Annotated in this window: 9 protein-coding genes and 2 pseudogenes; 7 read left to right on the top strand and 4 right to left on the bottom strand. The window is 35.5% G+C overall.

The annotated features are described in order from the left end of the window. Positions 1-22 precede the first annotated feature (22 nt). Positions 23-3,010: a SusC/RagA family TonB-linked outer membrane protein gene (locus tag FN817_RS13655; protein ID WP_142718434.1), complete on the bottom strand. Its 2,988-nt coding sequence runs from the start codon at positions 3,008-3,010 to the stop codon at positions 23-25. A 645-nt stretch (positions 3,011-3,655) separates the two neighbouring features. Between FN817_RS13655 and FN817_RS13660 the strand changes: the two genes are divergently transcribed. Beyond that, positions 3,656-3,910 (top strand): helix-turn-helix domain-containing protein, encoded by a 255-nt coding sequence (locus FN817_RS13660; protein ID WP_142718435.1) that lies wholly within the window; start codon positions 3,656-3,658, stop codon positions 3,908-3,910. A 598-nt stretch (positions 3,911-4,508) separates the two neighbouring features. Beyond that, entirely contained in the window at positions 4,509-4,673 is a 165-nt protein-coding gene (locus FN817_RS23530) for a hypothetical protein (protein WP_317129980.1), read from the top strand. Between the two features lie 273 nt (positions 4,674-4,946). On the opposite strand, the pseudogene FN817_RS23600 reads toward FN817_RS23530, so the two are convergent. Further along, positions 4,947-5,089: pseudogene (locus FN817_RS23600) on the bottom strand (integrase core domain-containing protein); the annotation flags it as partial. 340 nt (positions 5,090-5,429) lie between these two features. Here FN817_RS23600 and FN817_RS13675 point away from each other — a divergent pair. Then, positions 5,430-7,712 carry an AAA domain-containing protein gene (locus tag FN817_RS13675; protein ID WP_142718436.1) on the top strand — a complete coding sequence of 761 codons (2,283 nt, stop codon included), beginning with the start codon at positions 5,430-5,432 and terminating at the stop codon, positions 7,710-7,712. Positions 7,713-7,714: 2 nt separating this feature from the next. On the opposite strand, the pseudogene FN817_RS13680 reads toward FN817_RS13675, so the two are convergent. After that, positions 7,715-8,968: pseudogene (locus FN817_RS13680) on the bottom strand (DNA topoisomerase); the annotation flags it as partial. Between the two features lie 338 nt (positions 8,969-9,306). Here FN817_RS13680 and FN817_RS13685 point away from each other — a divergent pair. Next, positions 9,307-9,615, top strand: coding sequence for a hypothetical protein (locus FN817_RS13685; RefSeq protein ID WP_142718437.1), 309 nt, complete (start codon positions 9,307-9,309; stop codon positions 9,613-9,615). Between the two features lie 689 nt (positions 9,616-10,304). Here the strand turns inward: FN817_RS13685 and FN817_RS23605 are convergent. Next, positions 10,305-10,448: a DUF2750 domain-containing protein gene (locus tag FN817_RS23605; RefSeq protein WP_142718506.1), complete on the bottom strand. Its 144-nt coding sequence runs from the start codon at positions 10,446-10,448 to the stop codon at positions 10,305-10,307. A gap of 98 nt (positions 10,449-10,546) precedes the next feature. Between FN817_RS23605 and FN817_RS13700 the strand changes: the two genes are divergently transcribed. From FN817_RS13700 to FN817_RS13710, 3 genes are all read left to right on the top strand, one after another. After that, on the top strand, positions 10,547-11,791 hold the full coding sequence (locus tag FN817_RS13700) for a chloride channel protein (protein ID WP_142718439.1): 1,245 nt from the start codon (positions 10,547-10,549) through the stop codon (positions 11,789-11,791). 341 nt (positions 11,792-12,132) lie between these two features. After that, complete coding sequence (locus tag FN817_RS13705; RefSeq protein WP_142718440.1) at positions 12,133-12,762, top strand: NUMOD4 domain-containing protein; 630 nt, start codon at positions 12,133-12,135, stop codon at positions 12,760-12,762. A 357-nt stretch (positions 12,763-13,119) separates the two neighbouring features. Continuing rightward, on the top strand, positions 13,120-13,950 hold the full coding sequence (locus tag FN817_RS13710) for an ABC transporter ATP-binding protein (protein WP_142718441.1): 831 nt from the start codon (positions 13,120-13,122) through the stop codon (positions 13,948-13,950). Positions 13,951-13,952 lie beyond the last annotated feature (2 nt).

The raw sequence follows: 13,952 nt of genomic DNA on the forward strand, positions 1-13,952 counted from the left end.
TTGAAGGTTTAAAAGTTGAATACTAAAAGCTCAGTTGAAATCCTACAGAATAGGTCTTTAAAGGAGGGAGATAGCCTACGCTTAAAAACTCGGGGTCAATCCCGAAATAACGTGTAATGGTTAAGAGGTTCTGCCCCTGAAAATAAATCATCGCTTCGCGGATTCCGAGGTTTTTTACCGGAATACTGTAGCTCAGCTGTACATTTTTAAGCCGTATAAATGAAGCGTCTCCTATCGCTGCTGTTGAGTTCTGGAAGTAAGAATGCAGAGTATTCTTCTGAGCATTGGTTCCGGCGCTATACTGCATGTAGGTTCCTGAAGGGTTGGAAGGTGACCATGCATCCAGCACTTCTACAGGCTGATTGTTCATTGATCCCGGAATAAGCATGCTCCGGTTATAGTTCCAGTTCCTCTGCTTAACAAACTGGAACAGGAAAGACGCAGACCATCCTTTATAGTGGAAATTGTTACTCCACCCACCAAAGAACTGTACCCCCATTTTTTCAATGACCTTGTTGTCATCAGGTGAGGAAATCTTTCCGTCAGCGTTGAAATCCTTAAAGCGGTACAAACCTGTTGCAGGGTCTACTCCTTCAAACTGATAGACCTTAACCAGGGACGTCGGGTAGCCGATCATATACTGGTTGGCATAGGTCGAGCCTTCCAGATTTGGAAATTCCAATAGCTTGCTTCTTGGGATGGAAAGGTTAAATGAAGTTTCGTATTTAAACTGAGTCGATTTGAAAGGCCGTGCAGAGACTTCAAATTCCCAGCCTGTATTCTGAACCCTAGCATTAAGATTAGACTGAATTGTTGGAAAACCTGTTGTAGCAGGAAGAGGAATCCCTACCAGCTGGTTGGAAGAAGTATTTTGGTAATAGGCAGCCGAAACGTTTAATCTGTTTTTAAGCATTCCTAATTCCAAAGCAGCTTCCCTCTTTATGGTTTTCTCCCAACTAAAATCAGGATTGTACAGTCTGGATGGGGAAAGACCAACCGTACCATTGTATATACCTGTTGTTACACTGTAGGTGTTCAGGTACTGATAATCTCCTATTTTATCATTTCCTGTGGTTCCTATACTTCCTCTTAATTTGGCAAGACTAAGCCATGACAGCTTTTTCATCCATGGTTCCTCAGAAATAATCCATGCTGTCCCTACAGCTCCGAAGTTTCCGAACCTGTTATCCGGTCCGAAGCGGCTCGAGCCGTCTCGCCTTCCTGTTATATTCAGGATATATCTTTTCTTATACTGATAGTTTAGTCTGGTAAAAGCAGCAGTATAATAGTACTGGCTACGGATCTGGTCTGAAACTATTTTAGTGGCAGCAGCCCCTATATTACGGATCAGGGCATTGCTTTCAAAACCAATCCCCTGTATCGAGCCTTGTTTTGTTTCAGATTGCTGTAAGGTAGTACCGATCAGTACATTGAAACGATGGTCTTTCCATCCGAAATCCGTTGAGATCTGAGGCTCTAAGAGGTAAGAAAAAACCGTTTGATTGTTTTGAGATGAACTGGAATAAGCACTGGTCAGTCCAAAAGCAGGATTGTAGATCGTATGAGGCTTAAGGCTCTGTTCTTCAAAATCCTGATAAGTAATTCCTCCATTGAGTTTCAAAGAAAGAAAAGGAAACAGCCTGTAGGAAATATTCGTTCCGTTATTGATCATAACAGTAGAATTTAAATACTCACTGTTAAGTAAGGCCAGGGGATTATTGAAGGTATCGTTTTCCCAGTTAAGATTTCCTGAGCTGTCATACAATGCCGGAGCATTGGGACTCAGCTGAAGGCTTTTCTTAGTCAAATCATCATTCTGGACATTGTTTTTCTGAAAGGAGAATGTATTGTTCATATTCACTTCAATACGCTTATCAGGGCTTCTGAAAGTAAAGTTTCCGGTAAGGTTATTGGTTGTATACCTGAAATCAGCAGGAAAGACCGTAGCCTGCTCCTGATGTCCATAGCTGAGTAGATAGGATAAATTCTCAGAGCCTCCGCTTAGAGAAAGCTGCACCGAAGAAGCATCGGCGGTATTACCGATCAAGGTTTTCTGCCAGTCTGTATACCGGAACTCATCCCATGTTATAAGATCATAGTCTGAAGCAGGAATACTGGATATGCCGTCATTCTGATAGGCCTGCCGGCGCATATCTAAATACTGCTCCGTATTCATCATCTTTAACCTGTTGGCTACAGTGCTTAAGGAATAAGAAGTTCCCAGCTTGAACTCCGTTTTTCCTTTCTTTCCTTTTTTGGTAGTAACAAGGATCACTCCGTTAGCGCCTCTGGAACCGTAAATAGCAGTGGCATCAGCATCTTTTAATACTTCAAAGCTTTCTATGTCATCTGGATTGATACTATTGAGTGGACTCATCGAAGACCACGGCAGTATGGTGACGGCAAACAAGGATGATGTTTCTGAGCTCAAAGGTACTCCATCCACAATATACAATGGTTCATTTCCTTCACGGCGGAGACTGTTTTTACCGCGGATTTGGATGTCAAAGCCGCCTCCCGGAACTCCTGAATTCTGGGTAATGCTCACCCCTGCCATCCTGCCCTGCGCGGTGGAAAGGACATTAGTGACAGGCTGATTTTCGATATCTTTTGCTGAGATCTTAGCAATACTACCCGTTCTTTCTTTGTCTTTGACCTTGTAGTAGCCTGCGTTGAGAATAACTTCTCCAATGCTTTTGGTTGGGGGTTCGAGAGAAACAGGAACTACAGTTTTGTTTTGAATGAATACTCTTTTTTCACCATATTCAGGATGGCGGAAAATAATGACAGGGTTATCTCCTGAAACCTTTAATTGATAACTGCCTGAAGAATTGGTTACTGCGATGGCAGTACTCCCCTCTTCAAATACCGATACATTCTGTATGGGTTTGTTATTCTCTGTGACAGTACCTGTAATAGTACGGAGCTGTCCGACAGCCATACCTGAAATGAGTATGGTAAAACCTAAAGACATTTGAAGATGCCTTAGGCTGCAAAAGTTTTTTTTCATACTTTTGAAATTGAAAAGTTTAATTTAATTAAGCATTTTAGCTCTTTCCTACTAGCGGTCAACTTCACGGAAAGGGCTTTTTCTCTTTCTATGGTTACCTTACACTTTCTGTTTTTTACAATCTTTTATTATTTTATATTATCATATCTTTAGTAAAAACCGGGAGGAAGCCCTGCATTTAAGCCTCCACCCCGGCCCACTATAAAAACTAATATGAATGAATGTTAATTCCTGTGAAAGCACTAAAGCCTCAATGGATTGTACGGGTCCATTGTGTCATGTCATGATACTGTATATGGTGAAGTCTGGCTTAAAAAGATAATTATAGAATGGCAGGACTGCATGAAATAAAAAACGGCATGGGTTCTACATTATCTAATCTGAGGTACTGGTATACCTTACACACAGATAAGAGGAAGAACCTCACGCCTAGGTCGTGAGCTTCTAGCTTATCATCTCGTGTGTTAAAAATTACCAGTTTTCAGATTGAGATTCTAAGCAATAGCTTCTAATATTCGTTGAAGTATCGCAAAGTTACATTTATTGTAACTTATTTTACAAATATATTAAATTATTTTCATTTTGGGGATATATCCCCAAAAGAAATTTTAGAAAAGTCAGGATTTTAGCTTCAAATCATTAAAAATGAATATTAACAAAGACTTTTTAATTGAACTTGGCAAAAGGATTTCAGAAATAAGGAATATTAATAAGCAAACATTAGATGATATTGAGTTTCTAACTGGCATAGATTCAAGTGATGTAAATAAATATGAACAAGGCAAAATTAATCTAACTATTAAGACACTTCTAAAGTTGTCAATTGCGCTAAATGTTGAACCAAAAGAATTAATAAACTTTAAATTCGATTATAAAAAATATAGCATTGAAAAATCCTAACTAATAGTTAGGATTTCCTTTTATTTACCATTTTTTGTAAAAACGGTCAGAACATTGTTTAAAAACTTATTCTGTTTCTTCATATTCTTTTTTGGTTTTGTAAATTCTTAATTTGTATTGTAAAGGGAATCTGATAATACCATTATTGATGAAATTGAGGGAACAGAATATAGGCAGATAAAATTGTTGGAATTAACTCACACTAGAGCAGGGCACGATTTCAAAAAAATCAATAGAAATGTAAAAGGAAGTGACAATTAGTTGCGTGCAATAGTTGTAAAAATTTTAATCCATAACTTTTCAGATCAAGTTTTCATTATTATATCTTAATATTGCTATTTATCCAAATGTTTATTATTCTAAATTCTTCAAAGAAACGGGCAGGTTATCATGATCGCCTATATAATATCCTCAAATTTATCAAAGGAAATTTTAGAAACCTATTATAAAATTGAAAATAAACACTTTATAACATTAGTTTTTAATTGTTGGCTAATTAATTTTTTTTGTAAATTCATTTCTGAATTGTATAAAAATTACTTTAATCTAATAAATTATCATATTGGATTATATGGTATATTAAATAAAACTAAAAATCATGGAAATATTAATAAAAGGTATAGTATTCTTGCTGCTAGGCTTTGGTCTTCGATACTGGATTAACAGAAGAAAATTCAACAGACGTAATGTTGCCGGATTGGAAGGATTCTCAAATTATGAGAAAGCTACTTTTATAAACTTTATAGAACGGATAGGAAAATGATTAGCATATGCTGTTATATTGATAGGATTAATGTATGTATGGATGTATTATAAGCATACGAATAGCAGAGAAAGAGATAAAAGAGATCACTCAGTTACTGTAATAAATATTATAGATGATAACAAATCTTTTGTATTGATTAATTTGCATATTTGTTGAAAACAATAACTCATACTCAATGGCAAAACCCCATCTTGATCTCACTTTGGATAACTTTAATGGTCACCAAAAAGCGTATAAAAATTTTAACTACTGTAATAGGGTACCCAATGCATCGTGCGGACGATATAGTTATAACCTTCGACCAATTCTTCTGTTACTTTTCTTACTTCTTCTAAATTTGAAAATAAATACGCATCCAAAATCCCTTCTCTGAATGACTTGTTGAACCTCTCAATTAAAGAGTTCTGCGTAGGTATATAGATATGCGAAAACAATATATTGTTATTTTTCGCTTCATGTCATTATATTTGTAACAAAAAATAATCCATGCAAAAATCTACTCCACATACCCATAGAAAAGAAACCATCAATATTGATGGCAAAGACCGAACGGATGAGATCGACTCTTATTCTTTGTGAGGGGGATAAATGTTTGGTTGTTTATAAAAGCAGCGATAAAGTCTATTCTTATCCTCAAAGTAGAATTAAGATTGCCAGGTCTGCTATGTAAAGCCAGAAGGTAGCAAATATTTTCAGGTATCTAAGAGATTGCCGACACTATAGGACTACAAACAGAAGAAGGAAATAATATTCTTGCCGGAAGTTAAAAGGATATCTTTTATTCCAGAAACTTCTATTATTTACAATTACCTTAATGGAAAAGAACCCAATAAGGATTATCACACCTCTCCTATTGAAATTTTCCCTTTTGGTTTTAATCTAAGTCAGAGAACAGGAGTTGACAACGCATTTTCAAATCCGTTAAGTGTCATTGAAGGTCCTCCCGGAACAGGAAAGACACAGACTATTCTTAATATTATTGCCAATGCTGTAATGAATAATCAAAGTGTGGCTGTTGTTTCAAGCAATAATTCGGCGACAAAAAATGTTTTTGAGAAACTGGAGAGCAACGGGGTTTCTTTTATAGCAGCATTATTGGGGAGCAGTCAGAATAAAAAAGAATTTATCGATGCTCAGACTGAAATACCGGATCTATCAGATTTTAGATTAGAGGAAGAACAGGAACAATCCCTTATTCAGTCTACCACCCTTCTTTTTACTGAACTTGCTGAAAAGTTGGAACTAAAGAATGAATTGGCTTTACTCAAATTGGAAATCGATAAGATCAAAACAGAGCATCAGCATTTTACGGATGATGTTGCATTGACAACGGAGATCCGTTTTAAAAAGAATGTCAGTTCAGATCAGCTGCTTTCATTATGGGTGACGTTGGAAGACTATGAAAAAAAAGGTAAGAGATTTTACTGGTGGCGTAAACTCATATTACCTTTTCTGTATGGGGTAAGAGATAAGATTTTCTATACCTTAACGTATGAAGAAATGATCAGGATTGTTCAGTCAAAATACTATGGAGTAAAAATTTCAGAGCTTACTTTTAGAAAGCAGGAGCTGCACAATACGTTACAACATTTTTCTTTCCATGATAAAATGAAAGAATATACGGACGGATCGATGCAGCTGTTTAAAAACAAACTCTATAAAAAAAATAAAGGACAGGAACGTTCAGAATATACCGAATGGGATCTTCGATTTAAATCAGAAGAATTTATTAAAGATTATCCTGTCATTATGAGTACAACCTACTCATTAAGAAGAAGCTTTGCTGAAAATGTGATCTACGATTATGTGATTGTTGACGAATCTTCACAGGTAGATCTTGCAACAGGTGTACTCGCATTATCCTGCGCAAAGCAGACCGTCATCGTGGGAGACTTAAAACAGCTTCCCAACGTGGTAGATTCCGAAACAGCGGAAAATACAGATCAGATCTTTAAGAACTATGATATTCCGGAACCTTATCGGTATTCCAGTCATAGCCTGCTTTCTTCAGTAATAGAAGTATTTCCGAAGGTGCCTAAAACATTGTTAAAAGAGCATTATCGCTGCCATCCTAAAATCATTGATTTTTGTAACCGTAAATTTTATAACGATCAGTTGATCATCCTTTCGGAAGGACACACGGAAAGAGAACCTTTATTAGTATATAAAACAACTGAAGGCAATCATGCCCGCCAGAGAGAGAATCAGCGGCAGATTGATGTGATTATTCAAGAAATCATTCCCCAGCAAAAGCTAGAAGGTGTGAATCTGGGAATTGTAACCCCATATCGCAATCAGACCTTAGCACTACAAAGAACATTTCAGGGAACAGACATTAAAGCTGATACGGTGGATAAGTTTCAGGGAAGAGAAAATGATGTGATCATTCTCTCCACAGTAGATAATGAAATCTCTGAATTCACCGACAACCCGAACCGTCTGAATGTAGCCATTTCCAGAGCTAAAGATCAGCTGATCCTGTTGGTGAACGGAAATGAAAGTGACAACGACACGAATATCTCAGATCTCATCCGCTATATTGATTATAATAATTTCAGCACAATCAACAGTGAGGTACATTCTATTTTTGATTATCTCTACAAGGGGTATGAAGAAAAAAGAAGAGTCCTTTTATCGGAACAAAAAAAGAAATCTGTTTTCGACAGTGAGAATCTTATGTATTTGTTAATCATGGAAATTTTATCCGACGATCAATTTTCAAAATATGGTGTTATTCTGCATCACCCATTGAGAAATTTATTGTTAAATTTTTCCAGATTAAGTCCTGAAGAAGAGCGTTATGCCAGACATCATGCAACTCATCTTGATTTTCTGATCTACAATAAACTGGGAAAAAATCCTGTATTAGCCATAGAAGTTGATGGATATGAATATCATAAAATGGAAAGTCGGCAAGCTGAAAGAGATGTCATGAAAAATGAGATCTTGGAAAAGTATAAGATTCCTTTGTTAAGATTTTTGACGACGGGAAGCGGGGAAAGAGAGAAGCTGATTAAGGCTTTAACAAAACTGTAATTTCAAGATTTACAAGAGTACGGAAAGCCGTAATTAATTCCTTTAATGTTCATATTCTTGATTAATGATGTTTTGTTTTGAGTTAACAATAAGGTAATATCTTTAATACTGAGTTGTATTCCGCATATGGTCCTGAAGAGAATCCAATTACATTGGTCATCAGGACATTTTACGATTTTCTCTTTGATAATAAGATGATGCTGTTGGCATTTAGGGCATTTTAATTGTGGAATATTTTCTTGGGGAATATGCAGTGATAAAAGTTCGCTGGTGATTTCTGCTGTGTAATTTTGGATATCATTGATAAATTGGGTTCTGTTAAGTTCACCTTTTTCAATTCGATCTAATGCTATTTCCCATTCTGCGGTCATTTGGACACTGGCTATTTTTTTGTCTTTGACAAGGTCATAAACCTGTAAACCTTTATCTGTGGGATGCAGCGTTTTGTTTTTCCTGAGGATATAGTTTCTGCTAAGCGTTTCAATAATGGAGGCTCCGGTGGCTGGGGTTCCGATGCCGATATTGGATAGCGCTTTCTGCTCTTCTTTATTTTCAATAGATCTACCAGCATTTTCCATTGCTGATAAGAGATCAGCTTCTGTATAAAGCTTGGGAGGTTGTGTAGATTTTTCCAGTAGGCTGGTTTTTGAAATCTTCAGTTCATCTCCTGTTTTGAATTCCGGTAGCTCAGTCAGAGCTTCGTCAACATTATTGGTATTTTCCTTGTCAGAAAGGATTCCTTTTATCGCTCGCCAGCCTTGATTTAGTATTTTTGAGCCTTTGGCCTGGAATTCATAATGATGAACTTTGATGGTGATGTGGCTGACTTGCTTTGTACAGGTATGGGAAAGGGATTCCAATAAACGGTAAGCAATCATCTCATAAATGGCTTTTTCCGTAGCGCTAATTGCGGATGGAACTTTCGTAGTGATAAGTAAACCGTGATGATCGGTTACTTTTACATCATTAACGATTCTCTTGTTGAAGTTTCCGAATTTTAAAGTAGATATGGCTGATTTAAATTGATCGTTTGTATTGAGGATTCTGACCAGTTCAGGAATCTCTGTCCATAAATCTTGAGGAATATACTTGCTGCCGGTTCTGGGATAGGTAATGAATTTCTTTTCATAAAGGCTTTGGGCAATCTGTAAAACCTCATCAGCAGAAAGGCCAAGCTTTCTGTTAGCTTCTTTTTGTAATTCTGTGAGATCGAAAAGTAACGGAGATTGTTCCTTCACTGTTGTAATGGATACATCCTCGACAACAGCTCTTCACTCCCGTTGTATAGATTTTTGGATTTGTTCTGCCTGCTTTTTTTCTTCCCATTGTAATAGTGAAAGGCTGGTGAAATCTGTATATTTTTTTCTATGACTCAGCTGGATTTGAAAGTACTTTTGCTTGGTAAAGTTTTGATGCTGAAAGAGAACTTTTAAAAAATCAGAAGGTAGACGGTGTTAATGGAGCAGTTGGAATCCATTATTACTCACAAAGAGCAAAAGAGAAATATTATCATTTATATAAAGACTGCTTAATCCCTTGCTGTAAGAAATGTCATCCCAAGACTTTTATTCCAAGAAGGCTTAATAAGGCTGATTTGTTTGATCAATTCAGTATTGATACGTTAACAGTACGGAAAGATCGTTTGCTTGAAAAAAATCAGTATCTTTTTACTTCATATTCAATGCAGGGAGACGTAGAATTTCTCCTGTCTCTTTCATATTATCTGGAATTAAATTATGGAATTTTACATAAACCTATAGCAATGCAGGGAGTTCATGACCGTTGTAAAGTGCTGTGGGCTGGTGACAAAGAAACTATTTTTTCTTATGCAGACTTAGAGCGTAATAAGCAGTTTTTAAATTGGTTTATCAATCTGCAAACACTTAAATCCTTAACCAGATAAGTAGTGAAAATTTTACAATCTACTTATGAAAAACTACAAGATTTTTGGTATTAAAAAAAAAGAATTGTAATATTTTTGTAATTGCTATTTTGTAGTATATAAGGTTAAGAATAATACATTAAAATGTCGCATTACAAGTTATGAAGAAAAAAAGAGTATTAATTTGGGTTATTTCAATTATTGCTATCAATTTATGTATCGGATGTAAAGTTGAACCCTGGCGTGTTCAGAATGAAAATTATTCAGAAGGCAACAGCTTGTTGATCATAAAAATACCCAAATTCATAAAAGAACAGGTAGGAAAAATATTAAAAAACTGAATATAAATTAAGAAATAGTAATCATTTAAATAAATAATCTGTAAGGAGGAAAATATACTATTTTTCTCCTTTTTTACTTTTACAAAAGTTGCCTATAAGTATTATTTTAATATCTATAAGACCATTTCACAATTTTCCCACCCATTAACCTTACAAAGTTCTGCGTATTCCTGCGCGCTCCATAATGGGAAAATTCTTTCTTCCAGCTCTAAAGCAATAACACTTTCAATCTCTTCTTGATTCATTATTAGTACTGTTCTAATTCTTCTTGCAAATCTGTGTATAGGCCACTAGATGAAATTATCGTTCCTTTAGCATTTGGTGTAAGAAAAACATTTACTAATGTTTTATCATTAGTTATACCTGGTATCATTTTTCAATAAAGTTTTCTAGTTGTATTACTTCAGGTTTATAATTTTTCCATTGATCAACTGCACAAAGTACAGCAAATTCTTTTTCTGGCCATACAGGAAATATTTGATTATCATCATGATCTCCTAGTACTCCCGCCAGTCAATCTCTGCGATATTTCGTTTGTATTTACCAATGACATAATAGGATTTATCTTTTATAACACCTAAATTTGTTTAAAATTTGATTTCAAAAAAGGTATGAAAAGAAAGCAAGTACAAAGACATCACTATTTCAGGTTAATTTTAGTTTCGATTTTTATCGGTATCCTTACTTCTTCCCTGGCATATTCATTAAAGTTGATTACGGAGCATTTTCAGAAACTAATCTTTACTTTTGCCGAAAAACAGAATGTTATTCTCTTTATTTTTCTTCCGACTATTGGGATTACGGCAATTTATTTTTTAAGAAAATACCTTTTCCGCAACAGAAGAAATAAGGGAATTACCGAAATTTACAAAACTGTTGACTATAGAAAAGATCATTTGCCCCTTTTTAAAATTCCGTCACATTATATCAATGGCTTTCTAACAGTCATATTCGGCGGTTCCACAGGAATTGAGGTTTCTACCGTTGTGGCAACTGCAACCATAGGAAATGCAGTGTACAAAAAACAATTTTCCGCCAATGTTTACAAGTTAGAGCTCATCTGTGCCGGCGTGGTGGCAGGTGTGGCTGTTTTGTTCGGAAGTCCTCTTGCTGGCTGGCTTTTTGCAATGGAAGTTATTGCCCGGAAATTTAACAAAACGCTTTTTATCAGCTGTACGGCATCGGCACTTGTTGCCTGGATTTTCATGATATTTCTAAAAAGTGAGCCATTGCTTCCCATCAACATTACTGAATGGAAGTGGGTGGCTGTTCCGTTCTTTGTAATTTTAAGCTTATTGGGTGGGATTTTATCCGTTTATTTTACCGTTTTGGTGATTAAAATTAAAACTTTCTTCTCAGGGATTAATAACAATTTTTTGAGGGTAAATCTCGGTGCTTTAATCGTGGGAAGTATCATATTTTGTTTTCCGTTTCTGTACGGAGACAGCTATCATTCGCTTTCAGAAATCCTGAATCATCCTCAAAGTTATTCACTGTATATTCTTTTGTTTTTGATATTTCTAAAGCCTTTGGCATCTGCGCTTACGCTGGGAGCAGGAGGAGATGGTGGCGTTTTTGCGCCCAGTATTGTTGCTGGTGCTTTTCTGGGATTTGCATTTTCCTATTCTTGTAATACTTGGTTCGGAACCTCTTTAATTTATCTTAATTTCGTTTTGGTGGGAGCGGCAGCTACATTGTCTGCTTCTATTTATGCGCCCTTTACGGCACTTTTCTTGGTATGTAATCTGGTTCCGAATGGTTTCGAATTGTTTTTCCCGATTTTGATAGGATGCCTGATTTCCAAAACTTTTGCTAAAAAGCTTTACCCATACAACGTTTATAATTATCCGTCGTAGAAATTGATGTAAAATAAAAACAGAATTATAGTTTAATAATGTAAGGTAATTACAATACAATACAATCAATTAACGGATTACTATAGTCAATTTTTCAAGATTCTACACTCATTGCATCATTAACAATTAAAAGAGAGGTTAATTTTCCTCATAATTTTTTATATGTTTTTTTAGTACGTTAATCAAACTTATTGCTTTCATTGAAAATTGGCTTCTTTTGATTCTTATTAGTATAAAATTCTTCAAGTGATATTATCGATTTTCTGCTGTAGATAAGCTATTCAACTATTGCATATTTTTATAGGATTCTTTCAAATCAAAATAACAGTTTTCACAAATCAGTGTTATCCCCGCGCATTTTTCAGACTCCTCATTCCAACCATATCTTCCATGCATTGAACAAAAACCAGCTAACAGCAGGAGGTTTCCGGTGGTTCTTTACAGACCAGGTTCCTAACAAAGAAGATTTTCAATTCATTACGGAAAATAAACCTGATAATCAAAATAAGTTATTTAACAAATCTCTATGGGAAAAACTGGGCAAACCTTCAATTGATACAAACAATCCACCTGCATGCATGAACCTGTCCCTGAATGACCTTCCCGGGGAGCATTGGAAACCGATAACTGGCCTTGAAGATAGATATGCTATTTCTAGTAAAGGAAGAGTAAAACGCCTCAGCAGTTGGACAACCTCCAAAAATAAAAGCTTTTGGCAGGAAAGGATTATGTCCATTAATCTGGGAAAAGGAGCTGGCCGCTATAACCCTTTATTTTATATCATGTTAAATAATAAAGGTCGAAAGATCCTATTAGTGATTTCTAGGTTGCTCTATTATTCTTTTGTGGAAGAATTTGATATGAACAATAAAACACTGGTCGTAATTAATGAAAACCAACCCATCTGGGATTTCGATATCTCGAAACTTAAATTAAAAACCAGAATTTCTTTACTTAAAGGAAAATCATAAAGACGAATTGAATTGCTAATTTGAAAAATGAACAAAGTTGAGTGGTCTCAGCAATTACAAAGATATACCACTCCAACAGCAACGGTTTTGCCGATATCAGAATCAGCACGGCTGAATTGTTATATACTTTAATACAACCAATCAGTCTGGTATTGTCCCGACAACATCTATGAACTTACCGAATGGACGTAAAGAGCAATTTTGGTGACATATTTAAAAAATATAAAACACTAAAAATCAAATATATAATCAATATGTAGTGAAAAAACTACAGAAAAATCTTTGAAAAAAACTAGGCTGACTGAAAAGTAATTATATAAATTTGCAGTGTACTATCAAACCAGTACACAAAGACACATGATTATATTTAAAAATTTATCCTTTGCTTATTCGCAAAAAAAAGTATTAAATGATGTTAATCTTCAATATGAGCCAGGTAAAATATATTATTTACTTGGACCGAATGGATTCGGGAAATCAACCCTGCTGCGTAGTATTGCGGGTTTGCATCATCCACAGACTGGGACTGTAGAAGTTAATAATCATCCGGCTTTCAAGCGAAATATAAATCTCCTTCAGAACATTTGTTTTGTTTCTGACGGAATGTATTGTCCGGATATGCTTATTACTAAGTTTGCAACTTTATATGGTTCTTTATATCCACTCTTTAAGGCAGATGATTTTTATAAATACCTGTTCATGTTTGAAGTGAAAAAAGAATCTCGGATTTCCGAACTGAGTTTCGGACAAAGAAAAAAACTTTTCCTGAGCTTTGCCTTTGCTACCCAAGCTAGTATCATTTTACTGGATGAACCGATCAATGGTCTTGATATTAAGAGTAAAAGAGAATTTAGAAAGATTCTTACAGAAATAACCAATGATGATAAAACAGTGATTATTGGTACCCACGATGTGTCAGATATGGATATACTGGCAGATGGCATCACTGTTTTAGGACAAGAGCAAGTTATTTTTCATCAGAATACCAGCGATATTCTACAGAAATTAACCTTTGATATTGTGAAAGATCCCACAGAAGCGGAACAATCCTTATATAGTGAACAAACCTATCAGGGATTTATGACCATTAGTCCCAATCTTACCCATAAGGAAACCAATCTTAATATTGAATTATTGTACCATGCTTTGCTTAAGCAACAACATAAAATAACTTCTTTATTCAAATAAAA

The sequence above is a fragment of the Chryseobacterium rhizoplanae genome (assembly GCF_900182655.1).
GTDB lineage: Bacteria > Bacteroidota > Bacteroidia > Flavobacteriales > Weeksellaceae > Chryseobacterium > Chryseobacterium rhizoplanae.

Excerpts from the sequence above, each read along its gene's own strand:
- FN817_RS13655 (WP_142718434.1), bottom strand. The coding sequence starts at position 3,010 with ATGAAAAAAAACTTTTGCAGCCTAAGGCATCTTCAAATGTCTTTAGGT.
- FN817_RS13660 (WP_142718435.1), top strand. The coding sequence starts at position 3,656 with ATGAATATTAACAAAGACTTTTTAATTGAACTTGGCAAAAGGATTTCA.
- FN817_RS23530 (WP_317129980.1), top strand. The coding sequence starts at position 4,509 with ATGGAAATATTAATAAAAGGTATAGTATTCTTGCTGCTAGGCTTTGGT.
- FN817_RS13700 (WP_142718439.1), top strand. The coding sequence starts at position 10,547 with ATGAAAAGAAAGCAAGTACAAAGACATCACTATTTCAGGTTAATTTTA.
- FN817_RS13710 (WP_142718441.1), top strand. The coding sequence starts at position 13,120 with ATGATTATATTTAAAAATTTATCCTTTGCTTATTCGCAAAAAAAAGTA.